Annotated in this window: 20 protein-coding genes and 2 pseudogenes; 7 read left to right on the top strand and 15 right to left on the bottom strand. The window is 58.7% G+C overall.

Annotated features, from left to right (window positions below):
• Positions 1–10 precede the first annotated feature (10 nt).
• The 4 genes from FHT77_RS08670 to FHT77_RS08655 form a co-directional block, all read right to left on the bottom strand.
• Positions 11–955 (bottom strand): sugar phosphate isomerase/epimerase, encoded by a 945-nt coding sequence (locus FHT77_RS08670; RefSeq protein WP_183754318.1) that lies wholly within the window; start codon positions 953–955, stop codon positions 11–13.
• Positions 956–1,032: 77 nt separating this feature from the next.
• Positions 1,033–1,956 carry a sugar ABC transporter substrate-binding protein gene (locus tag FHT77_RS08665; RefSeq protein WP_183754316.1) on the bottom strand — a complete coding sequence of 308 codons (924 nt, stop codon included), beginning with the start codon at positions 1,954–1,956 and terminating at the stop codon, positions 1,033–1,035.
• Between the two features lie 112 nt (positions 1,957–2,068).
• Entirely contained in the window at positions 2,069–3,058 is a 990-nt protein-coding gene (locus FHT77_RS08660) for an ABC transporter permease (RefSeq protein WP_312859736.1), read from the bottom strand.
• A gap of 14 nt (positions 3,059–3,072) precedes the next feature.
• Complete coding sequence (locus FHT77_RS08655) at positions 3,073–4,638, bottom strand: sugar ABC transporter ATP-binding protein (protein ID WP_183754312.1); 1,566 nt, start codon at positions 4,636–4,638, stop codon at positions 3,073–3,075.
• 163 nt (positions 4,639–4,801) lie between these two features.
• On the opposite strand from FHT77_RS08655, the gene FHT77_RS08650 reads away from it, so the two are divergent.
• Positions 4,802–5,836: a LacI family DNA-binding transcriptional regulator gene (locus FHT77_RS08650; protein ID WP_183754310.1), complete on the top strand. Its 1,035-nt coding sequence runs from the start codon at positions 4,802–4,804 to the stop codon at positions 5,834–5,836.
• 136 nt (positions 5,837–5,972) lie between these two features.
• Here the strand turns inward: FHT77_RS08650 and FHT77_RS08645 are convergent, their stop codons facing one another.
• Together FHT77_RS08645 and FHT77_RS08640 are read right to left on the bottom strand one after the other, a co-directional pair.
• The gene (locus FHT77_RS08645; protein ID WP_183754308.1) at positions 5,973–7,832 is read right to left on the bottom strand and encodes an AAA family ATPase; all 1,860 of its coding nucleotides are present in this window, start codon (positions 7,830–7,832) and stop codon (positions 5,973–5,975) included.
• A 2-nt stretch (positions 7,833–7,834) separates the two neighbouring features.
• Positions 7,835–8,134, bottom strand: a complete 300-nt coding sequence (locus tag FHT77_RS08640; RefSeq protein ID WP_183754306.1) for a DUF6634 family protein — start codon at positions 8,132–8,134, stop codon at positions 7,835–7,837.
• A gap of 250 nt (positions 8,135–8,384) precedes the next feature.
• Here FHT77_RS08640 and FHT77_RS08635 point away from each other — a divergent pair, with 250 nt between their 5' ends.
• A complete protein-coding gene (locus FHT77_RS08635; protein WP_183754305.1) occupies positions 8,385–8,549 on the top strand; it encodes a hypothetical protein in 165 nt (54 codons plus the stop codon).
• 266 nt (positions 8,550–8,815) lie between these two features.
• Here FHT77_RS08635 and FHT77_RS08630 read toward each other — a convergent pair.
• Together FHT77_RS08630 and dnaG are read right to left on the bottom strand one after the other, a co-directional pair.
• Positions 8,816–9,292: pseudogene (locus FHT77_RS08630) on the bottom strand (DEAD/DEAH box helicase); the annotation flags it as partial.
• Positions 9,289–11,274, bottom strand: coding sequence for a DNA primase (gene dnaG, locus FHT77_RS08625; RefSeq protein WP_183754301.1), 1,986 nt, complete (start codon positions 11,272–11,274; stop codon positions 9,289–9,291). The gene dnaG and the pseudogene FHT77_RS08630, both read right to left, overlap by 4 nt.
• Before the next feature lie 663 nt (positions 11,275–11,937).
• Here dnaG and FHT77_RS08620 point away from each other — a divergent pair.
• Positions 11,938–12,816 (top strand): hypothetical protein, encoded by an 879-nt coding sequence (locus FHT77_RS08620; protein WP_183754299.1) that lies wholly within the window; start codon positions 11,938–11,940, stop codon positions 12,814–12,816.
• On the opposite strand, the gene FHT77_RS08615 is transcribed toward FHT77_RS08620, so the two are convergent.
• Complete coding sequence (locus FHT77_RS08615) at positions 12,817–13,269, bottom strand: GatB/YqeY domain-containing protein (RefSeq protein ID WP_183754780.1); 453 nt, start codon at positions 13,267–13,269, stop codon at positions 12,817–12,819.
• Between the two features lie 273 nt (positions 13,270–13,542).
• On the opposite strand from FHT77_RS08615, the gene carA reads away from it, so the two are divergent.
• Together carA and FHT77_RS08605 are read left to right on the top strand one after the other, a co-directional pair.
• On the top strand, positions 13,543–14,748 hold the full coding sequence (gene carA / locus FHT77_RS08610; protein WP_183754298.1) for a glutamine-hydrolyzing carbamoyl-phosphate synthase small subunit: 1,206 nt from the start codon (positions 13,543–13,545) through the stop codon (positions 14,746–14,748).
• A gap of 147 nt (positions 14,749–14,895) precedes the next feature.
• Positions 14,896–15,189 (top strand): hypothetical protein, encoded by a 294-nt coding sequence (locus FHT77_RS08605; RefSeq protein ID WP_183754291.1) that lies wholly within the window; start codon positions 14,896–14,898, stop codon positions 15,187–15,189.
• 53 nt (positions 15,190–15,242) lie between these two features.
• Here the strand turns inward: FHT77_RS08605 and FHT77_RS08600 are convergent, their stop codons facing one another.
• A complete protein-coding gene (locus FHT77_RS08600; protein WP_183754289.1) occupies positions 15,243–15,773 on the bottom strand; it encodes a dihydrofolate reductase family protein in 531 nt (176 codons plus the stop codon).
• A gap of 341 nt (positions 15,774–16,114) precedes the next feature.
• On the opposite strand from FHT77_RS08600, the gene FHT77_RS08595 reads away from it, so the two are divergent.
• The gene (locus FHT77_RS08595; RefSeq protein ID WP_183754287.1) at positions 16,115–16,435 is read left to right on the top strand and encodes an antibiotic biosynthesis monooxygenase family protein; all 321 of its coding nucleotides are present in this window, start codon (positions 16,115–16,117) and stop codon (positions 16,433–16,435) included.
• A gap of 10 nt (positions 16,436–16,445) precedes the next feature.
• Here FHT77_RS08595 and FHT77_RS08590 read toward each other — a convergent pair whose 3' ends face one another.
• The 3 genes from FHT77_RS08590 to FHT77_RS08580 all read right to left on the bottom strand — a co-directional run bounded on the left by FHT77_RS08590 (position 16,446) and on the right by FHT77_RS08580 (position 20,302).
• Positions 16,446–17,849, bottom strand: a complete 1,404-nt coding sequence (locus FHT77_RS08590) for an MATE family efflux transporter (protein ID WP_183754285.1) — start codon at positions 17,847–17,849, stop codon at positions 16,446–16,448.
• A gap of 143 nt (positions 17,850–17,992) precedes the next feature.
• A complete protein-coding gene (locus FHT77_RS08585) occupies positions 17,993–19,240 on the bottom strand; it encodes a TCR/Tet family MFS transporter (RefSeq protein WP_183754283.1) in 1,248 nt (415 codons plus the stop codon).
• A 156-nt stretch (positions 19,241–19,396) separates the two neighbouring features.
• Positions 19,397–20,302: a LysR family transcriptional regulator gene (locus FHT77_RS08580; RefSeq protein WP_183754281.1), complete on the bottom strand. Its 906-nt coding sequence runs from the start codon at positions 20,300–20,302 to the stop codon at positions 19,397–19,399.
• Between the two features lie 102 nt (positions 20,303–20,404).
• Between FHT77_RS08580 and FHT77_RS08575 the strand changes: the two are divergent.
• Positions 20,405–21,221: pseudogene (locus FHT77_RS08575) on the top strand (aldo/keto reductase).
• Positions 21,222–21,259: 38 nt separating this feature from the next.
• On the opposite strand, the gene FHT77_RS08570 reads toward FHT77_RS08575, so the two are convergent.
• Both FHT77_RS08570 and FHT77_RS08565 read right to left on the bottom strand, forming a co-directional pair.
• On the bottom strand, positions 21,260–22,177 hold the full coding sequence (locus tag FHT77_RS08570) for a neutral zinc metallopeptidase (protein WP_183754280.1): 918 nt from the start codon (positions 22,175–22,177) through the stop codon (positions 21,260–21,262).
• A 134-nt stretch (positions 22,178–22,311) separates the two neighbouring features.
• Positions 22,312–23,424, bottom strand: coding sequence for a phosphatase PAP2 family protein (locus tag FHT77_RS08565; protein ID WP_183754277.1), 1,113 nt, complete (start codon positions 23,422–23,424; stop codon positions 22,312–22,314).
• Positions 23,425–23,638: the final 214 nt, after the last annotated feature.

Raw genomic sequence — 23,638 nt, 5'->3', positions numbered from 1 at the left:
ATGGGGGATGTCAGTCGAAGTCGCGTGGGAGCGCGAGCTTCAGTGTCGTGAGTGATTTCTTGACGCCAAGGAGCGGATCCATTCCGGCGTCTTCCATTTCGAGGCTGACCGGTCCGTCGTATCCAACCATCCTCGCAACCGCGAAGAATTCTTTCCACCACTGGACGTCGTGGCCATGCCCGAGCGCCACGTAGTTCCAAGAGCGCTTGGCAATGTCGTTGATCCAGTAGGTGTCGATCAGGCCATTGGCCTCCGCGAGCGTGCGCTCCAGCCGGACGTCCTTGGCATGCATGTAGTGGATAGCATCGCCCAGCAGGCGAACGGCCGCGATCGGATCACCGCCCATCCACATGTGATGGCTCGGGTCGAAGTTCATGCCGATGACCGGATCGACGTGCTCGCGCAGCCGCAGCATATTAGCGGGATTGTGGATCATTGTGGCGCCGAGGTTCTCGATCGCGACGCGAATGCCGCAGTCCTTGGCGAGAACCGCCGCTTTCTGGAAATACGGGATCAGCACGCCGTTCCACTGATAGTCGAGGGCTTCGACTTGCTCAGGCAGGATGACGTGGGTGATCCAGTTCGGCAGTTCGTCCTTTGGTGTACCGCCTGGGCAGCCGGACATCATGACCACGGTCTTCACGCCGAGCTTTTCGGCAAGCCGGAATGTCTTCTCAACAACAGCGCGATGCTCTGCGCCGCTCGCGCCAGGATGGAGCTGATTGCCAGAGCAATTCAAGGCAGAGATCGTAAGGCCTCGGCGGTCGAGAGCCGCCAAGTACTCGGTCCGGGCCTGCTCGCTACCCAGGAGTTCGTCGAGGCGCAAGTGCGGAGCCTTCGACCAGTTTCCGCAACCCAGTTCCACGGATTCAAACCCGAGCTTTGAGACCGTGTCGAGCATCTCTTCGAAGGGAAGGTATCCGAGGATGTCGGTTACCAGACTTAAGCGCATCATTATATGAGCTCCAGGATATTCATTGCATTGGATGGCGCGTGCCGGAGCCGAAGCCCCGACACGCTTCTCGGGAGGAATTACTTCTTCATGTACTGGTCGACGTTGTCCTTGGTGATGGACTCGAACGGCACGAGCTTTTCAGCCGGAGGCGTCTCACCCTTCTTGATGCCTTCGACGACTTCGAACGCAGCCTTGGCTTGGCCACCGGCGTTCTGGAAGATCGTCTGTGACATCTCGCCTGCCTTGATCGCGTTAAGCGCATCCGGCACGCCGTCGACGCCGGAGATCATCACGCCCTTGAGGCGATCCGCACCCTGCAGCGCTTCGCGGGCACCGAGCGCCATCTGGTCGTTGGCGGCGATGATCGCATCAAATTTCGGGAAGCTCTGGATCCAATCCTCGGTCACCTTCATGCCCTCGGCCCGGTCATAGTTGCCGGAGAGATTGGCAAGGATCTTGACGTCAGGACGGCCGAGATTATCCTCGAAACCCTTCAGGCGCTCCTGCGAGTGATAGAGGCCGGGCGTGCCCTGCAGGTAGAGGATCTGGGCATCCTTCGGCAGGTTTGCCTTCATGTACTCGGCCTGCATCTTGCCAGCGTCGATGTTCTTCGAGCCGACGAAGGTGTACTTGCCGCCTGCCGACTGGATACCGAGGGCAACGACCGGGATGCCAGCTTCATTGGCCTTTTCGACGCCGGGAACGATACCTTCGTAGTCGACCGGAACGACGACGATGACGTTGACCTTCTGGGCAATCAGGTTGTCGATCTGGTCGAGCTGCTTGCTGGCGTCGTTGTTTGCGTCGGTGAACTTGATCTCTACATCCGGATCAGACTTCGCCGCTTCGATGAAGGCGTTCTTGCGGGCCATGACGAAAACGTCGGTGTCAGCCATGTTGGCATAGCCGACGACGAACTTGTCGGCAGCGAAAGCGGCAGACGTGGACAGAGCTGCTGCGGATACGGCGCAGGCGAGTGCAAGCTTTGCGATCAGTTTCATTTGGGGTCTCCTCCCGTTGGTAAATTCGAAATTTCGTCGTTCCGACGCCCAGGCGTCGACACACAGGTGGTCCTTCGCGCGAGCGCGTTCGCATCGCGCGGGAACTTTTCGATCAGGCCTTCTTCTTGCTGCGGGCCGATTTCGTCCAAACATCAAGGATGACGGCGACCGCGATGATCAGTCCCTTGATGATCTGCTGCCAGTAGGAACTGACGTTCATCAGATTGAGGATATTGTTGATGACACCGATGATCATCGCGCCGATGACCGTGCCCGTGATTGTTCCGGTTCCGCCCATCAGGCTGGTGCCACCGACTACGACAGCCGTAATTGCGTCGAATTCGTAGCCGACGCCGCCTGCCGGCTGCCCGGAATTGATGCGGGACATCAGGACGATGCCAGCGACGGCACAGAGGATGCCGTTGAAGATGAACGCCTTCACGATGATGCTGTCCGGATTGATGCCGGACGCGCGCGCAGCCCGTTCATTGCCACCCACGGCATAGACGTAGCGGCCGAACTTCGTCTTGTTGAGCAGGATCCAGGACACAACGACCAGCACGGCGAGAATGAGAACCGAAATCGGCACCGGTCCGATCGAGCCCTGCCCGATCACTTTAAAGTCGCCAAGGCCAGTCACCGGGGATCCGCCCGTGTAGAGAAGAACCGCACCACGGGCCACCGTCGTCATCGCGAGTGTCATGATGAAGGACGGAATGCGAAAGAACGTGATAACGAAGCCGTTGATAATGCCCGTGATGACACCGACCGTTACCCCGGCGACGACTGCCAGAATGATGCTTCCGGTCATCGCCATCACACTGGCGGCAATCACCCCACAGAGTGCAAGCACCGATCCGAGCGACACGTCAATGTGCCCGAGGATGATGATGAAGGTCACGCCACAGGCCAGGAGGCTGACGACCACGACCTGACGCAGAACGTTTGTCAGATTGGCTTCGGTCAGGAACGTCGGGCTCAAAAGCGAAGCAAGGATGCAGATGCCGACGAAGATGAGGATCGTGCCGTATTTGCGATAGATTGCGGCGAAGTCCAGACCGCTCGATTTCGGTGTAACCTTGGCGGGAGCGCCCGCAGCCATGGGTTCGGTGTTCATTAGTGTCCTCCCGTTGCAAGGCGCATGATGCTTTCCTGATTGGCCTCGCTTCTTGTCAGTTCGCCAGCGACCTTGCCTTCAGCCATGACGACGACGCGGTCGCTCATGCCAAGAACTTCGGGAAGCTCCGACGAGATCATGATGATCGCCAGGCCCTGGCGGGCGAAGTCGGTCATCAGGCGGTGAATTTCGGATTTCGAGCCGACGTCGATCCCGCGGGTCGGCTCATCGAGGATCAACAGCTTCAGATCGCCGAGAAGCCACTTGGCGATTACGATCTTCTGCTGGTTGCCGCCGCTCAGGTTCTCGACGATCATGTCGGTATTGGGCGTCTTGATCTGCAGCATTTTGATCATGCGTTGCGCAGCAGATTCTTCCTGCTTCTCGCTGACAAAGAGGCCTGCGGCGAACTTTTTCAGGTTTGCCAGCGAGATGTTCTCGCCAACCGAGCGGCAAAGAACGAGGCCCTCTGCCTTGCGATCCTCGGAAACCATCGCAATCCCGTGCGAGATGGCATCCTTCGGTGACTTCAACTTCAGCACCTGTCCGTTAAGAATGACAGAGCCGCCAGTAGCCGCGTCGAGCCCGAAGATCACGCGCGCAACTTCCGTCCGACCGGCGCCGATCAAGCCGGACAACCCGACGATCTCGCCAGCACGGACGTTGAAGCTGACGTTCTCAAAGGTGCCGTCGCGTGACAGGTTCTCGACCGAAAGCACGACCTCGCCGATCGGCACCTCTTCCTTCGGGAAAATGCTGGAAATCGTGCGGCCGACCATCTGGGAGATCAGCTTGCCTTCGTCATATTCGCTTGCAGGTGCTGCCGCGATGAACTGACCGTCGCGCATAACGGTGATGTCGTCGGCAATCTGAAAGATTTCATCCATCTTATGTGTGATGTAGATGATAGCCACGCCAGCCGCCTTGAGATCGGCGATCTGCCGGAACAGCATGGCGACCTCGGTATCGCTGATTGCCGAAGTCGGCTCATCCATGATGACAAGTGACGCCTCGCGCGAGATCGCCTTGACGATCTCGATCAACTGCATTGCAGCAATGGAGAGATCGCGCATCCTGGTTTCGGGCGCATACTTAAGGCCTAGCCGATCGAGAAGCGCCTTCGTATCAGCGTTCATCTTCGCGAAGTCGACAAAGCGCGACATAAATCCGTTCTCTGCCATCGCTGGTTCGCGACCGAGGAAGATGTTCTCGGCAATGGTCATATCGAGAACGGGGCTGAGTTCCTGGTGGATCATCGAGATCCCGCGATCCAGAGCAGCTGCAGTGTCCTGCGCACTCAGAGTTTCGCCCTTGAAAATGATCTCGCCGCCGTCAATTGTGTAGGTGCCGCTGAGGATCTTCATCAGCGTCGACTTCCCCGCGCCATTCTCGCCGACGAGCACGTGCACAGAACCCGGCCGAACTTTCAGGTTCATACCGTCGAGCGCAAGAACGCCGGGAAATGCCTTGGTGATGTTCCGCATTTCGAGAACCAGTGACGGTGATCCGGACTGATGTTCTTCACTGCGCTCAACAAGGCGCACCGATCCGTTGGCCGCGGGCATAGCCCCTCCTCCCAAAGTCACGCCATTTAGGCGTCTTTTTAAAGTACTGAATGCTCCTCCAGCGACACGGAGATCACCATAAAACTGAGCTTTCTGTCAATTTGGAGCTGGACTTTTCTCCCAAATTCTCTCAGATTAACCCTCATTTCGTGGGAGATTTTGGATGACGAGACCAACGATCGCGGACCTTGCAAAGGCCGCAAATGTAGGAGTTTCGACGGTCGATCGGGTTCTGAATGGCCGCGATCCGGTTAGACCCCAAACGGCAGAAAGAGTTCTGTCAGCCGCGGAAAGGATTGGCTTCCACGGTGTCACAGCCATCAAGAAGCGGCTCGAAAACGACAAGCCCGTCATCAAATTCGGCTTCCTGTTGAAGCAATCCCACAGAAAGCTCTACCAGATGTGGGCGGAGGTCTTGACGAAAGCCGTGGAAGCCTATCCGGACGCTCACGGACGTCCAATTATCCGGTTTGTGGACGAACTAGCTCCCGAGAATACCGCGGATGCGCTGCTGGCAATGAGCCGAGATGCAGACGCCATAGGAATTATCACTTCCGACCACCCGCAGATCAATCACGCTGTGGACGGCCTCGAAAATGAAGGAATTCCAGTCTTCACGATGATCTCTGATCTGACGGCAAGAGGACGAGCGGGATATGTCGGCAACGACTGCGTTAAGAAAGGGCGCACAGCCGCGTGGTTCATCGACAATGTGAACCCTAGCCCCGGCAAGGTTGCGGTCTTCGTCGGAAGCCACCGATACCTTTCGCAGGAACTCTGCGAAATGGGGTTTAGATCGTATTTCCGGGAAAGCGAGCGTGACTTTCAGATGTTGGAAACTCAAGGTACGCAAGAGGAACCCGATCTCGCCTACGATATGACACGCAAGCTACTGGAATCTGAAGACAACTGGGTAGGCCTCTACGTCGCAGGCGGAGGCGTGACGGGAGTAATGCGCGCTCTTCGAGAGAACGGCGGGCCTGCCGCAAAGCGGCTTGTCGTTATTGCCCATGAACTTACCAACGAGACCCGCGCGGGCCTTGCAGAAGGGGTGCTACGTGTCGTTCTCTCCCATCCCGCCCGCCTCCTTGCAGACACGCTGGTCAAAGAGATGGCAGAATCCCTCAATACCCATCGAACGTCCATCGTCTCGCAGCACATGCTGCCGTTCGAGATCTACACTGCCGCGAACATTTGATAAGGGGTCCCCAAGGATAGCTCCGGGAACCATTGATACCGCAAATCTGATTGGTTTCAATCAAATCACGAGCTCAACCACTCACACTAGGCAGCTTAATCTCCATAACATCGCGCGCCACTGCATCCGTCCGCTATCAGGCTGCCTTTGGCGTACCATCGCGGTCTATCTTCAGAGAACGATGGACAACCACGTGTTTTGCCAAATCAAGGAGCTGTTCTTGCTGTTCAAAGACGAGGGAAAGCGTGCGCTCCCATTCCTCTTCAAGCAATTGCGCAACCTCGGCTTCCAGTGAATCGGAGAGAGGTTTGTCCTTCAGATCCCTCGCGGTGCCCAGGAACATCGGGATCCGGCCAAGGCCATAGCTCCCCACCATTCTTCTCGCCAGCGTGGTCGCCAATTCGACATCGGTCCCCATTGCGCCACCTCCGCCAATCGACCGATCGCCAAAAACCGCCTTTTCCGCCGCCATCCCAGCGAAACTCACGGCAATCCGAGTGCGAAGGCTCGTCTCAGTCGGGAAGTAGTCCTCCTTTAGATCGTAGGTCACTTTGCCCCCGATGAAGCCATCACCGCTTGGATCAAAGCTATCCTTGATCTCGATCATGGCGCCTGTCGAATGACCGAGTGCCAGCGAGACCAACGCATGGCCCGCCTCGTGCACCGCGATCCTCAGCTGTTGCTCAGGCGTGTAGAACAGTTTCTCCGGAAGCTGCGCTTTAAGATCCTGGAGACAAAGCTCCCGTCCTTCATTTCGGGCCTTACGCAGTGCGTCGCGAACCAATTGCTCTATATCCGCTCCGGTCTTTCCATCGAGGTCCTCGGCGATCTGTTCCAAGGATTCGAACGGGAAAATGCCATCGGTGTGGTGTCCAAGGATTTGCGCCCGTGTAGTTTTGTCAGGTAAGGGAAGGACGAAGTGGCTCTCCAGGCGACCCGCCCGTTTCAGAGCGGGATCAATCCAATCCGGAAAGTTCGTTGCGCCTACAACTAGGACACCGTCGCCAGGTCTGTTCAGCAGAAAAAGCGCCTCATTCACGACCGTCTGCCAATACTGGTCGCCGTGATATCCGGTTGGACGGGCATTCCTCATGCCGATTGAATCGATCTCATCGATGAAAAGTAGCGCACCCTTGGCTTCAGCCGCCTCGGCAAACGTTCTCCGCATTGCTGCCAGCATGTCGTCAAGTGCGCCTGTGGCCTGCCAACCGCCCACAGTCGCTGTAACGAGCCGCAGCCCCAGCGCATTGGCGAGAGCGGAAGCGAAATGAGTCTTCCCCGTGCCAGGCACGCCAGAGATGATCGCACCTCTCGCGACGAAATTCCACGCTAGACCCTTCTGCTTCCAGCGGATTACGTCCTTAGCAATATCTGCGGCCCAATCCTTGATCGCATCGTAGCCAGGCAGATCGAAAAGACTGGGACCAATGGGATCAACCCGAACGATTTCATCAATCTGATCGATCCGATCTTCTGCGAGATCCGGCTTGAGAACGGCCGCCAGGAGTTGTCCCTGAGATTTCCTCGAAATGATGGTCGCCGCCCCCGGAGACAGCGGTGATCTCCCACAAACTCGACGAGCAGCATTTACGTGCGCCGGCGTCGGCGGGTCCAATCGCAACACGGCTGTGGCTGCAAATAGTACGTCGCGAGGCACTTCATCGACGTCTCTTGCTATCAAGACGTCTAACCCCTTCGTATCGTAGATCGATATGCGGCCATTGGAGCTCCCCTTCTTGAAGGGAGGATTCGCGAGACGCACGCTCACTGCTTGTTCGACCCAATCATCCCGTTTGGCTCCCAACACGGTGAAGGCGGCAGCCTCGTATTCGTCAGTGCGATAGTCTTCAGGAACCACCAAAACGACGTAGCCGATCGCTCCCTGTCGTAGCAGACCCGCGCCCCTCAACGCGCGCACAATACCGAAACCCGCTATAAGCTTCGCTGGATCCTTCGAATACTTCTTGACAAGATTCGTCCGGCCTTCGAAATTCATCGTCAGTGCCCCTTTAGCAGAGCACCGTCGGTGACTCGATACCAGCGATTCATCGTGCGGGCGATTCCGAGATCCTTGTTGAGGTAAAAAAGCTGACTGGTCACGATCTCCTTCCCGTCCCTTAGACGAGGATGACCCGTGACCGTACCGCTGAGGGCGAATACGTTGCCGAGGACTGTCCTGGAGTCTCGCAGCAACGGCGCGTTGGCAATCGGCAGTTTCTCGAACTCTCCCGCCTCAGCCAGTTGCAGATCCTTCAGCAGGCGCAGCACGGTCGCCTCATCGAGCCATTGATATGTCAAGAATACCCTCTTTGATTCGAATCGTTGGCAGCCGGTGAGCTATTCACGATGCGTCTGTTTTTACTCATTTTGACTCTTTATTTGCGCACAATGAGTAATTGTCAACTATTATTTGCGTGCCGCATAATTTGATGACACTCAATCCTTCATGAGACCACCACCTCGCTTGCTCGCTGCTGCACGGGTTCTCCTCGGCCAGTCACAGACCGAGGTGTCGAAGGAGTCCGGGATCAGCCGAAAAACGATACACATGGCTGAGCTGGGAACCGCCGGGATCGCAAGTGTCGAAAAGCTGATGCGCCACTACTCTTCGCGTGGCGTATTTTTCATCCGCCGCGACGCGGAAGCCGGCTGGGGGATCCGGACGACATTCCTGGACTTCGACTATGGCGACAAGCCGTCTGCTTCCGAGTGACCTATCGTGCGTCATCAGCTGCTGGATCGGCCTCCACCGGAGTGTCAAAGCCCGTCCTGCGGCCGGGTCCGGTGCCCACTGCGTGGGCATAAATGGCCGGGCTGCGCCCGACATCTTTGTCTATTCGAATAAAAGCAAGTCGGTCCTCGACCTGCTATTTGGATAAGCGCTCGTCCCGACTTGCATTCGAATAGGAAGCGGAATCCGCCTAGTCGGCGGATGCTTTGATACCTTACGTTTTCACTGAATCGTGCCTATCCGTGAAAACAGTGCGCCTCGTCGATAGCGAAAAGCGAAATTCTCGCATTGCCAATCGTATCGCGAAATCCATCCAGAAGAATGCGCTCGGGTGTGACGTAGAGGAGATCGAGCTTGCCCGAGGAAATCGCGCGGCGAACGTCGACGAACTCCTCGCGCGACAGCGTGGAATTCAGCGCCGCCGCCCTGATGCCGAGCTGCTTCATCGCTTCCACCTGATCGCGCATCAGCGCAATTAGCGGCGAAACGACAATGCCGAGACCCTCGCGGCAGAGCGCCGGAATCTGGAAGCAGAGCGACTTGCCGGCCCCGGTCGGGAAAAGAACGACGGCATCTCCCCCCGAGACGACATGATCGACCACTTGCTGCTGCTTGCCACGAAAGGCGGGATAGCCGTAGACGCGGTTGAGAATCGCAAGTGGCGACCGCTCGGCGCCGAACAACGCATCGCCAGCGGAAAATTCTCGGTCCTTCGGATCCCTCAATGGCTCGCCGCTCCCTTGACGCGACCGGAGAGCACGCCGAAACCGTCGATGATCGCTTCCTGGTTCTCGAGGCGAAGCCCCTCGAAGTGAACCTCCTGCAGCGCGCGCATCAGCTGGTCGATCACGTCGCCGTTGCCGGCCTCGGTCGCCGCGGCGATCTCGCGTTCAAGCTCGATCTTCTGGAAGCGCAAGGCCTTGGCGCGCTTGTGGAAGGCGAGCGCCTGCCGGTAGCCTTCGCGTGCATCCTCCATCGCCGCCTCTGACGTGGCGATCCAAAGCCGGGCGTTGCGGATTTGCTGCTCAAGACCCTGCAGCAGCGCGCCAAACCCCTGCTCCTCCATACGCTCCAGCAGGTATTCGCGCGTCAGGTGCGGCCCGGCGACGGCAGCGGCAGCGCCGAGCATCACCGACCAAAGCCGCTGCAGTTCGCGGTTGTCGTAATCGATGGAAGCGATCTCATCGTATTCGTCCTGCATCAAGGCAGGATGATTGATGACGGTCAGCGCCAACACGCTCTCGCGCAACGCCGGTGTTTCCTGATGGCCCTTCACCAGTCCCGAGCGCGCCAGCCGATCTGAAATGCCGCCTCCGGAAAGCCGCGGACCACGCGGGCCTTCGTTGCCTCGGCCACGCGATTGGCCGGAGCCACGATCAAAGCTTCGCCGCTCATTGCCGCGATTCTGGAATTGCGGCTGGAAGAAGCTGTTCAGGCGGTCGCGCATATCCTGTTGGTAGTGGCGGCGTACATTTTCATCGGCAATGACGGCAACCAGCTGCTTCAGCCGCGCTTCGAGCTCCGCCTTGGCTTCGGGCGTCTCGAACTGGCCGGTATTGATTTCTCGGCTCCAGACCATCTCCGCCAGAGGCTTCGCCTGGCTCATGACCTTGTCGAATGGCGCGCGGCCCTCGTCACGGACGAGATCGTCCGGATCCTTGCCGTCCGGAAGGAGAGCAAAGCGCACCGTGCGCCCCGGCTTGATATGCGGAAGCGCAAGATCGGCGGCACGATTGGCGGCGCGAACGCCGGCACCGTCCCCATCGAAGCAAAGTACCGGCTGTGGCGTCATCTTCCAGAGGAGTTCGAGCTGGTTCTCGGTCAGAGCCGTGCCGAGCGGCGCCACGGCATTCTCCACACCGGCCTGATGCAGCGCGATCACGTCCATATAGCCTTCGACGGCGATGATCGTGCTCTCACCGCTCGCACCCTGCGTCGCGCGGCGGGCGCGCGCGAAATTGTAAAGCACATTGCCCTTGTGGAAGAGCTCCGTCTCATTGGAATTGAGGTATTTCGCGGGAGCATCCGGTGACATCGCACGTCCGCCGAAGGCGATGACCTTCTCGCGGGATGACAGGATCGGAAACATGATGCGGTCGCGGAAGCGATCATAGGAAACCGGAATATCGGGACCATGGACAACCAGACCGCACGCCTCGATCTGCTCCTTGGCAACACCCTTTCCTGCCAGAAACTCCTTCAGGGCATTGCGGCTATCAGGCGCGAAGCCAAGCCGGAAGGTCTCGATCGTCCGTCCCGTCAGCCCGCGATCACGGAGGTAGGCGCGCGCCCGCGCGCCGTTCGCCGTCTGCAACTGATCCTGGAAGAACGTGGTCGCTAGTTCCATCACGTCGAGAAGCGAGGTACGCTCCTTCTCGCGCTTCTCCATGACCGGATCGGCAATCGGCATGGCAACGCCCGCCATGTCAGCGATCTGCTGCACGGCTTCCGGAAAACTCAATCCCTCAAGGTCGGTCAGGAAGCGGAAGTGGTCGCCGGTGACGCCACAGCCGAAGCAGTGGTAGCGTCCCTTGCGGTCCTCGCAGTGAAAGCTCGGTGACTTCTCCCCGTGAAACGGGCAGCAGGCCCAATAGTCCCCGCGAGAGACATTGGTCTTGCGTTTGTCCCAGCTCACGCGACGACCGATCACGTCCGAAATCGGCACGCGATCGCGTATCTCGTCGAGAAAGGAGTTGGAAAAGCGCATTGGAACCTCTTGATTGGGGTCCATATAAGCAGGTTCGTCAACACATGCCACGGCATTTGCCCAAACGACGCGCTATTCACAGGATCGTCGCGCCATCGGAAATTGTCCCATCAGCGCGTTCAAAAATGCGTTACCACCCCTGCGACATGGGGTGCGACACTGACAGCCCGAGCCCGCCTTTTACGTGTATGCAACGTCAGCATCGGGAGCGACGAATTTCTTGCCGATCGTCAAAAATCGATGGCAGAACAACGGCTTCTGGACCGCTGTGAACGGTGTTTTCCTGCACCGAAGTCACAATCCTTAGCGCAAATGCCACACCTGAGGCAGGCTCCGGCGCCAATCATTATTTTTTTGTAATTTGAATCACTTGCCGCGCCGCAATAACCTCAGGGTCAACAAAGCGATCCCCAAGCGAGGCACCATCCCTACCCCCGGCGCCGCCTCGCGAGGGTGCCTTTGCGAGTACCCGCTGGCTTGGATCTCGGTCCTGCGTCGCCACCGGAAGCAAAGAGCAAGAAGGCAGGAGCACCCCCAGCTCCTGCCTTCTTTAATTTCGCCCCTAGGTTTCATTTTTTGATATTTTCGTCGCCACCAGCGGCCGCAGAAGGCATTGACAGTTATCGCACGATGCCCAATGAAGCGAGACAGCGGGATGGTCGAATGCCACATAGAGTTGAAGATTTTTTAGAAAGCGATGCCTTCTTTGTGGCCGTATTGCATTGCGCCCGCGAAATGCTGGCGATCTATCGCGAAAGCCCGCGTATCGCTTCGATCTTCGCCGCTCAACAGCGCTGGCTGATGGCCCATGCCGGTTTCGCGCTTCATTTCGGCTATCCCGGCGAACCGAAGCTAGGCCTCTATTCGGGCCGTTTCATCACCTTCGTTGTGGCGAACAGGATTGCAAGCCGCAATACCGCCGCTGCTTTCATCCAGGAAATGCTCGCCTACCGGTTTCTTCGCCCTGTCGAGAGCGCAAGCGACAAGCGCACGCGCCTGTTGGAGCCGACCGAGACCGCCCACGAACACTTCTTCCGATGGCTCGCCACCCACCTTTTCATTCTTGATAGTCTGGACGGCGGCAATCGGCTGGACCGGATCAACGCCGATCCGTCTGCCTTCGCCAAGATGCAGCCGCTGATTTCCAAGGCGATCATCGATAGCGACGCCGTGCGCGATCCCGGCGCAACATACAATTTGTTCAACTGGGCCAATTCCGGTGGCCTGATCATGGACTACCTCATGAGCCGCATCGACACCTTCGATCGCAGCTCGGATCGGGTCGACATCGGGCGATTGTCGCTAAAGGACATCCGTGACCAGTTCATGATCTCCAACACGCATCTGAAGCGCCTGCTGACGCAGGCCTCCGAAATGGGAAGCGTCGGTTGGACTCAGCCGCCCTACAAAGGCGATACCTGGCTCTCGCAGGGCTTTGTCATGGAATATTGGGGCTACCAAGCAGCCAAATTCGCCGTTGTCGACGCTGCCGCGGAGGCGGTGCTTGGGCCCGCCGCCGGGAAGACGGCGAGCCTGCGCTGATCAGTTCAGCTGCTCCTTGACCGCGCCAGAGGCCTTGGAGAAATCCATCTGGCCGGCATAGCGCTCCTTGAGCACCGCCATCACCTTGCCCATGTCCTTCGGCCCGGCAGCACCGGTCTCGGCGATGATCGCCGCAATATTGCTGCGGACTTCCGCGTCGGAGAGCTGTTTCGGCAGGAAGTCCTGCAGCACGGTGATCTCGGCGCGCTCCTTGGCAGCCAGCTCCGGCCGGGCGTTCTCTTCGTAGATCTTCGCCGATTCGTCGCGCTGCTTCACCATCTTGGCAAGGATCTGCAGAATCTCGTCGTCGCTGGCCTCTTCCTTGCCTGCGCCGCGATTGGCGATGTCACGGTCCTTGATCCCGGCCTGAATCAGGCGAACGGTCGAGAGACGCTCGGCGTTCTTGGACTTCATGGCATCCTTGAGGGCGGCGGCGAGTTGATCGCGCAACATCATAATCACTCCTGTTTGGTTGCCGCTTCATAAACCACGCGAATGCATGGGATCAAATAAATTGCGGAAAATGACGGCCGAAAGCGCGAGAAAACTGGCGGAATGTGCGGTACAAAGATTGACCTCGCGCAATAGCGTGGCTATTTACCGCCACCTGCACCAAAATTCGTGATCAGGCCTGAGAGCGCGCGCCTTGCCGCGTGCGTATGCTTGCGAACCAAATGGCCGGCCAACGTTGCCCAAGGACGTGTGGCCGCCGGAAACGGGATGAAGATGACCGCGACAGCACCCTGGACAACCGAAAAGCCGACCGCCCTGCTCGTTCTCGCAGACGGAACCGTCATTGAAGGCAAGGGCATCGGCGCGACCGGCAAGGTCCAGGCCGAGGTGGTCTTCAACACGGCGCTGACCGGCTACGAGGAGATCCTGACGGACCCTTCCTATCTCGGCCAGATTGTCACCTTCACCTTCCCGCACATCGGCAACATCGGCACCAACGACGAAGACATCGAAGACCTGACGCCGGCGGCACGCCACGGCGCGGTCGGCGTCATCTTCAAGGCCGACATCACCGATCCGTCCAACTACCGCGCCGTCAAGCACCTCGATGCCTGGTTGAAGGCTCGCGGCATCATCGGCCTCTGCGGCATCGACACGCGTGCGCTGACCGCCTGGATCCGTGAAAATGGTTCCCCGAACGCGGTCATCGCTCATGATCCGAACGGCGTCTTCGACGTCGAGACGCTGAAGGCGGAAGCCAAGGCCTGGAGCGGCCTCGAAGGCCTCGACCTCGCCAAGATCGCTTCGTCGGGCCAGTCGTCGCAGTGGGCGCAGACCCCGTGGATCTGGAACGAAGGCTACGGAGAACTGAGGGCCGAAGACGCGAAGTACCACGTCGTCTGCCTCGACTACGGCGTAAAGCGCAACATCCTGCGCCTCTTTGCCGGCCTTGACTGCAAGGTCACCGTCATGCCGGCGACGACGAGCGCCGAGGAAGTTCTCGCCATGCAGCCCGACGGCATCTTCCTGTCGAACGGCCCGGGCGACCCGGCCGCAACGGGCGAATACGCCGTTCCCGTCATCCAGAAACTGATCAAGACCGACATTCCGGTTTTCGGCATCTGCCTCGGCCATCAGATGCTGGGACTCGCGCTCGGCGCCAAGACTGAGAAGATGCACCAGGGTCACCACGGCGCCAACCATCCGGTCAAGGACCACACCACGGGCAAGGTCGAGATCGTCTCGATGAACCACGGCTTCGCGGTCGACACGAAGTCTCTGCCCGATGGCGTTGAAGAGACTCACGTTTCCCTCTTCGACGGCACCAACTGCGGCCTGCGCGTCGCCGGCAAGGCGATCTTCTCGGTTCAGCATCACCCGGAGGCTTCCCCCGGCCCGCAGGACAGCCACTACCTCTTCCGCCGCTTTATCAATCTGGTGCGCGCGAAGAAGGGCGAGGAAGCCCTCGCAGAGCGCTGAGACGCATTCCTGCAATTCTAAAGCCCGCTCCGGCGGGCTTTTTTATTTTTTGCAGCTATTACGCGCAGCTGCGACCGCAGCCACGCGATATCCGTTTGAAAGGTGCCGCAACTGCTGATTTACTGCATTTCAGTGAGGGAGGCAGCCATGAGGTGCTTGATACTAGCAGTTGCGTGCTTGCTCCCGACGGTATCTCTTGCCGCCGGGCCCGTGAAGGTCGATGCAAAAGATTACAGCTGCGCGCAGCTCGCGCAGATCATACGCCAGTCCAAAAAGGTCTATGTCCGTCTCGGCTTCGGCGGCCGCAACTTTCGCTATCCGCCGGCGCAGTGTGGGCCCGGCGACAAGCTGGGTACGGCCAGTTTGCGTGACGGCAGCGGGAGAAAGTGTCTGCTGGACTACGCCTGCATCAATGATCCGATGTCGATGTATAATTACTAGGTTGTAGGCCACTGGCTGTTCGAGGCAAGAAGGCCGTCGGGTTGGTCGCGCGCCTATGCTGGAACGTATGTCAACCTGATCACGTCTGCGCCGATTCGATCGCTCGCGACCAGGCACAGCGGCGGCCGCGGGCCGGCAAAGAGCGGTTTGCCGCGACCAAGCACGACGGGATGGAGGTACAGCCGATACTCATCGACCAGACCGAGATCGGTCAGACTTCGCGCCAACTCAGGTCCGGAAACTTCGATGTCCCCATCCAGTCGCGCTTTCAGCCCGCGTATCGTCGCCTCGACGTCATCCACGACAAGGGTGGCGTTCGGCCCTACTGATTGCAGCGAGCGCGACACGACCCATTTCGGTTGGCGCCGCCATGCCGCTGCATAGTCGCGCTTCGCGTCGTCCCACTCGGAACGGTCGTCGTCCCAATACTGCATCACCTCATACATGCGACGACCGTACACACTGCCGGCAAGGCTGCGAACGTCATCAATGAAATGACGAAAGAGCGCGGGATCAGGCGAAAATTCCGTATGGTCGACATAACCATCAAGGGACTGGTTCAAAGCAAATACGAGCTTCGCCATGCTGCGGCTCTCCCCCAAGTTGCTGAAATACGGCTTGGCCGATGCTACGCAGAAATGAGGTTGGCTACAATCCGATGCCGCTTCGTTGATCAGATCACTCCGAAGGCACCGCTCTCCGGCCTGCACGCACAAGCGGATCGGTCCCTCACGACCGCCCATAATCATTTCAGGCTTGCGAATTCACCGCCTAACCGCAGCGTCAGTCCCGATGACGGGAGCAATGGGAGCAGTCGCCCTCGCCCAATGCTCTTCAGTGGACATTGTTGTTTCGGCCTATTGACCTCAACTTAACTTGAGGAATTACACCCGGGTTGGTGACATCCAAAGAAAAGGAGATGAGGATGAACGGAGAGTTTTACCGGATCGACAAGTTTGCGGTTCCGGAGGCTGCGCGCGAGGAGTTTCTGATGAACGTGCTGAAGACGCACGAGGTTTTGCAGGCGCAGGACGGTTTTATCAGCCATCAGGTGCTGGAACAGGTTTCCGGCCCGGGCGAATTCAATTTCGTGACGATTGCCCAATGGGAAAGCCCCGAGGTGATTGAACGTGTGAAGGCTGCTGTTCAGGCCGCCCATCGCGCCCGCAATTTCGATCCGCAAGCGCTGTTTCAGCGGCTCGGCATTCGCGCCGACATTGCCAACTACAAGCCGGTCGCCGCTTAATTCCGGCCGGCTAGACGCCGGCCATATCCTTCTCGCGACGGAGAAGCAGGTAGAAGCGTCCGCAAAGCATCACGGCTGCCGCCGCAAGCCCGACCAGGAAGCCGAACCAGATGCCGATACCACCAAAGCCAAGCGGGAACGCAAAGGCCCAGGCGAGGAAGAACCCGATCGGCCAATAGGCAATCAGCGCCAGAATCATCGGCACGCGCGCGTCCTTCAGACCACGCAACAACCCATTGGCGATTGCCTGCAGGCCATCGACCAACTGAAACAGACCCGCCACGACGATCAGCGGCCCGGCATAGGCAAGCACCTGCGGCGCCTCCGGCAATTTGGTATCGAGGAACCAGCTTCCCAGGAATTCAGGAACGGCAGCAAACAGAATGCTACCGGCGACAGCAATCACACAGGCGATGACGACGACAGCGATCGAGGCCCGCACGACTGCAGTGTAATCACCTTGCCCATGCGCCACACCAACCCGAACGGTTGCCGCCTGCGACAAGCCGAGCGGGATCATGAAGGCGATCGAGGCCCATTGCAGGGCGATGCCGTGAGCGGCAAGCTCGATCGTTCCGATATGCCCCATCAGCAGCGACGCCACGGTAAAGAGGCTCACCTCGGCCAGGATCGTCACGCTGATCGGCAGACCGAGACGGACGACCTCCCAGAATGCCTTCCAGTCCGGACGCCAGAACCGCACGAAAATTTCGTAGCGTCGCGTCTCCGCCCTGCTCTGGACATAGCCAACGATGAACAGGAAGCCGGCAATCTGCACGACCACTGATACGATCGCCGCGCCCTCCAGGCCCATCGCCGGAAAGCCAAAATGGCCGAGCACCAGCGCATAGGCGAAGAAGGCGTTCAGCACGAGCATTGCGATCGTCACGTTCAGAATGACGGCCGCACGCCCGATCGCGCTCACCAGCGCCCGCATGACGTTATAGAGCAGGCCAGGCAGCACGCCGAACTGACCGATCAGGATGTAGCCATGCGCCAGTGCCGCCACGTCCGGCTTCTGCCCGGCGGCGAGCAATATCCGCTCGGAGTTGAAGAACGCCGGCAGCATGATCACCCAATAGGCCAGCACGACCCATAGACCCATGCGCAGCGAGCGGCGCACGCTGACGACGTCGCCCTTGCCGTAGGCTTGTGCGACCATCGGTATGACAGCAATGGCAAAGCCCGACCCAAAGACGAGGATCGTGAAAAGGAACTGTGCCGACAATACCATCGCAGCCAGATTCTCCGCACCGAGACGGCCGACGATCATCACATCGGTCGTGTTGATGCCAAGCTGGGCAAGCTGCGCGCCGATCAGCGGGATGCCGAGCGCCAGCGTCGCGCGGAAATGCGCAGCCCAATGGTTATCGGTTTTCGGCGCAAGCTTGCGCGCGTCGATCGGCGTGTCCATGACACTGTTCCTGTGATTGAATCGGTGATGGCCGCAACTTGCGGCAAAGTAATCAACAGGGCTTAGTTCAAAGCCCGGCAAAGAACTACGCAAAACTGTGCAAATGATGAAAAATTCATCATCGCATCACGAATTCTGATGGCTCACTCCGCTGGCTGTTCCACGACCTCGGCCGCTTTGATCGTGCGCACCCTCGCTAGAAACACGAGGGCTGCAATCAGGATGATGACGGCCGCGAGCAGAAATGGGGCTCCGGCGAAGCGCACCGGGGCCTCTGGCCGCGTGAAGTAGCCGAACAGCTGGGTAAAGATCAGTGGCCCGACAATTGTCGTGATGCTGCTGAGGCTGGTCAGCGCCCCCTGCAACTCTCCCTGAGCCGACGGCGGCACCTTGGCTGCAGCAATACTTCTGAGCGGCGGATCGGCGACGTTCTCCATCACGGTCAGCACGATAACTGTATAGACCATCCAGCCCTCCCACGCGAAGGCGTAGCCGGTTAGGCCGACAACGGAAAAGGATAAGCCAAGCACAGCCGTCTTCCACTCGCCAAGCACCGGCACAATCCTCGGCAAAATGACAGCCATGACGAAGGCCGCACCGATCCCATAGATGCCGAGTGATAGGCCGATCTGCCCCTCACTCCAACCGTAGCGATAGGTCGAAACGAAGGACCAGACGGCCGGATAGACGGCATGCGCCAGCCAGAAGAGGAACATGACGGCACAGATCGGGCCGATGCCCGGATAGCTCCGCATCTGCTTCAGCGTGCCGAGTGGATTGGCGCGTTTCCATTCGAAGGCCCGACGGTGCCTAGCGTCCAAGGTCTCGGGCAACAGGAAGTAGGCCGCAACGAAATTTGCGAATGAGAGCGCTGCGGCTCCGAGGAACGGCACCCGGGGTCCGAATTCGCCGAGGACGCCGCCAATGACCGGTCCGATCGTGAAACCGACGCCGAAGGCAATACCGATCAGCCCGAAATTCTTGGCGCGATTTTCATCGTTGCTGATGTCGGCAATGTAGGCGGAACAGGTCGCAAAACTGCCGCCGCTAAGGCCGGCCAGCGCCCGGCCCACAAACAGCATCCAGAAGCTGGTTGCCACCGCACAGATGAAATTGTCGATCGCAAAAGTCAGCACCGACAGCAGCAGGATCGGACGTCGCCCGAAACGATCGCTGAGATTGCCGAGAAATGGCGCAAACAGGAATTGCATGCCCGCATAAACGACGAGCAGCCACCCGCCGTCGAGGGCTGCGTCGCTTACCGAGCCACCCGTCAATTGCTCCAAATACGCCGGCAGTACCGGCATGATGATCGCGATCCCGATCACGTCGAGAAACAGGATCATGAAGACGAGGAAGAGGCCACGACGAACGAATTTCGGATCGAGCATCAGAGATCTCTACAGCAGGTTGTTTTCTGGAAAGACGAACTCGTCGCCGATCATGTTACATAGCTCACGCATATTAGCGAAACAATCCGTGAACATTTCAAATCTTTTGATAGGCGCACGACTTCTGTTGATGGAGAAGCGGAACAAAGGCAGATTCTAGCCGCCTTTGACCCGTTCGCCTTTGACGAAGTCGACAAAGGCGCGAAGCGAGGGTGGCAAATGCTTACGACCGGCATAGTAGAGAAATGGCCCGGAAAATTCACTCACCCATTCTTCGAGAATAGGCACGAGCGCACCCGTTTCGACGGCCGGGGAGACGACCTCCTCGAACGTGCGTATGATCCCAAGCCCCGCGATAGCTGCAGAAACTTCCATATCGATTGCATTGGCGACAATCGGCCCCTTCGGCGTAATCATCAAGGTTTCTTCGCCGCGCTCGAACTCCCATGGCAAAGCGGTTCCGCTGAGGAAGCGGTGCCGGACGCAATCGTGCTCAAGCAGATCGCGCGGGTGCTTGGGGACACCACGCCGCGCCAGATAATCCGGCGCGGCGGCCGTGACATATCTCTGCCTGCGCGGCCCAATTGGCACAGCAATCATGTCCCGCTCGAGACGCTCGTCATAGCGAATGCCGGCGTCATAGCCGGCGGCAAGCACATCCACGAAAGAGTCTTCGCCGACGATCTCAAGCGAGATCTGCGGATAACGCCTCAAAAAGCGATTGGCGAGATCGGGCAGAAACAGCCGCACGGCGATCGTCGGCACGTTGAGCCGCAACGTCCCGCTCGGGCTGTCGCGAAATGTGTCGAGCTGCTGGAGTGCCTGGGAAACTTCCCCTAGCGCGGGCGCAAGCCGTTCGAGCAGGCGTTCTCCCGCCTCGGTCGGCGTCACGCTGCGCGTCGTTCGATTGAGCAGGCGTACCCCGACGCGTTCCTCCAGTCGCCGCAGCGAGTCGCTGAGCGACGAAGCCGAGACGCCACGCTTGCGCGCCGCCGCGCGAAAGCTGCGCTCCCTTGCAATGGCTGTGAAGGCATCCAGATCATTGAGAGGAAGGTCTTCCATCGTACATTTTCCCGTACAGCCCGTTCACATTTGCATGGATTATCGCACGAAGGCCGACGCGCTAAAACCCGTCCGAACATCAACACACGCATGGAGACAAAAATGGAGATGCATCGATTGGGAAAACCCGGTCCCATGGTGTCGGCGATCGGACTCGGCTGCATGGGCATGTCCGGCATGTACGGGCCATCCGACCGCAGCGAAAGCATCGCAACGGTCCACGCGGCTCTCGACGTCGGCATCAATCTGCTTGATACCGGCGATTTCTATGGCATGGGCCATAACGAAATGTTGATAGGCGAAGCGCTGAACGGCCGTAAGCGGGATGAGGTCGTCATCAGCGTCAAATTCGGAGCGCTACGCGATCCGGCCGGCAACTGGAGCGGTTACGACTCCCGCCCGGCGGCGATCAAGAACTTCCTTGCCTATACGCTGAAACGCCTCGGCGTCGACTACATCGATGTTTACCGCCCTGCACGCCTGGATCCCAATGTTCCGATCGAGGAGACGGTCGGCACGATCGGCGACATGATCAAGGCTGGTTACATAAGGCATGTCGGCCTGTCCGAAGTCGGCGCGGACACCATTCGCCGGGCGGCGAGCACCCATTCGATCTGCGACCTGCAGATCGAGTACTCGTTGATCTCACGCGGCATAGAGGACCAAATACTGCCGACCTGCCGCGAACTCGGCATTGCCATTACCGCCTACGGCGTTCTCTCACGCGGCCTGATCAGCGGCCATTGGCAGAAGGGACAGGGAAGCGGCACCGGCGATTTCCGCGGCATGAGCCCGCGCTTCCAGGACGGCAATATCGACAGAAGACATGGCTACCATCGAACGAGCCGTCCCGAAGGATGCTGCAGCCGGCGCCCGCTATCCCGAAGCCCAACTCAAGCACATGGACAGTGAAAAGTGATCTGGTCAGCCTCTCCCCACGGGAGAGGCTGCCGAACCTCATACAGGCCCTGAGAACGTATCGCAGGCGGACAACTGCCCACTGTCGAAGCCGCGTTTGAACCAGCGCGCCCGCTGCTCCGAGGTGCCGTGGTTGAAACTCTCTGGCACCACGTAGCCCTGGCTGCGCTTCTGCAGGGTGTCGTCGCCGATCTTCTGGGCGGCGTTCAACGCCTCCTCGAGATCGCCGGCTTCGAGGATACCCTTCTGCTCGGTGAACTTGCCCCATATGCCAGCGAAGCAATCTGCCTGCAGCTCTACACGGACCGACAACTTGTTCGCTTCCGTCTCGCTCATCCGCTGGCGTGCCTCATTGAACTTAGGCAGGATGCCGAGCAGATTCTGAACATGATGGCCGACCTCGTGGGCAACCACGTAGGCCTCTGCAAAATCGCCGGAGGCGCCGAATTGGCGGCTCAGTTGGTTGAAGAAGGCAGTGTCGAGATAGACCTTGTGATCGCTCGGGCAATAGAACGGCCCGGTCGCTGCCGAGGCAAAACCGCACGCTGACTGCGTCTGCCCGGAAAAGAGGACGAGCCGAGGCTCCTCGTACTGACGGCCCTGAGACTGGAAGATCCCGTTCCAAGTGTCCTCGGTCTCGGCAAGGACGGTGCGAACAAAGGCGGTCATTTCATCGTTGGCGGGCGTCTGACCGCCGGACTCGCTCTGCTCATAGCCTGGGCCGCCCGTCGTCGTGCCGCCGTCCATGATCTGTAGCAGGTCGATACCCATGGCCTTCAGGACAAGATAGATGACGACCAGGAATATGATGGTGCCGATGCTCAAGCCGCCGCCGCGCCGGCCCATGCCGCCGCCCGACGGAAAACTGAAGCCCCCCCCTCTGCCCAATCCGCCCATGGAAGGATCGCCACGGCGATCTTCGATATTATCGGACTGGCGCCGGCCTTTCCATTCCATAATGGTTCTCCCGGACTAAACCTTCGGTCGTTATCTATATATCTCGGCGATCAGGAAATTCCAGCTATCTCCGGGCGGCAGCCTTGCCGAAAACGGCAGGTCGATCGTTTGCTAGATTTTGTGTCTGCGCGTAGTCAGGCGATTGCGACCGCTGCCTCGGGGGTGTCCGCGACTGGTCCGCGGTCGCGTTCCAACATCCATTTAAGCGCAAAGTGGCTGGTGCCCACGACGAGTAGTGACGCATAGCCATCCACCGCGTAGTGCCAGCCCAGATAGACGGAGCTGACCATGACGAACGCGGTGTAACAGAAAGCGATGATACCCAGACGGCGCGAAATCTCCGCCGCGAAGAATGCATTCAGCGCAACCAATCCCACGTGCACGCTGGGAAACGCTGAGATGCCGGAGCCGAGCCCCGGTGTATGGTGCGTATGAAGAGACCAAAGGTAGCTTTGAACCATGCTGGTGGTCGTGGGGCCATCAGGCGATGCCAGGAAGCTCAATAGTTCCGCAAAGCGCTGGGTGTCGCCGGTCACTGCCCCGTAGAACACGGGCCCGGCGGACATGAAAAGACCAGCGAGAATGTTTCCGCAGACCACCCAGACCAGCATGAACATGCCAATATAGCGGACGCGTACCGGAGCCGCTCGCGGCGAGGTTGCTACATAGAACAGCGTTCCGAAGCAAACCGCGAACCACAACACGCTGTAATTCCAATCCACGAGTTTGACGATCGCATCGTGCCCCGCAATCGACAGTAGGATCTTCCAGGGGTCTGGGCCAAAGGATAGCAGTGCATCCGTCTTTGCAAGCCATTGGTCGTAGAGAAAGCCGCCTCGAATAACCGGCAACAAATTCTTGATTGATGTGAACGTGCCCTGAAAGACCATCAGCGCCATCAGCAATGCCATGCCTGAAAGAAGATGAGCTAACCGATGGGGTGAGAACACTCTTCGTGTCGCCAGCGATCTTTTCGCCCCAAAGCGAAGCAAGATCCGTGCGTAGTCAAAAATGCCGGCCATGAGCGGCATAAAAAACAGAAACAGGTAGGTCCATTGGTCGAAATACAGCCCTAAGGACATCATCTCGGCGTGACCGTAAGCGACCAGCAACAGGACACCAAGTATGAAGTAAAACAGAACCACCAGATAGAGCCAGCCGTCCGCCATTAATCGGTGGCGGACATGCGGCAGCAACTCGAAAGTCCAAGCTCTCAGATTTGCAAGTGCTTTGTCACGATCAGCCATTGTGATTCTGGATGTCCGCAAGCAAACCGCCTTTTGGTCTGCAATGCCAAATAGAAAGCACACTAAGTATTAATTTTCACGAACCAGTACCGTTAAAAAACGTCAACCGGACGAATATTTTCGTATGGAAGCCCAGGAGTACTTCCAGGGCATCGCTCCTTGACGACACACCGACAATCGGGCCTCCTTGCACAACGAAGTCTGAGGAGGAGAC

The sequence above is a fragment of the Rhizobium sp. BK181 genome, from assembly GCF_014193305.1.
Classification (GTDB): Bacteria; Pseudomonadota; Alphaproteobacteria; order Rhizobiales; family Rhizobiaceae; genus Rhizobium.
This window is presented reverse-complemented; position numbering and strand designations above follow the sequence as displayed.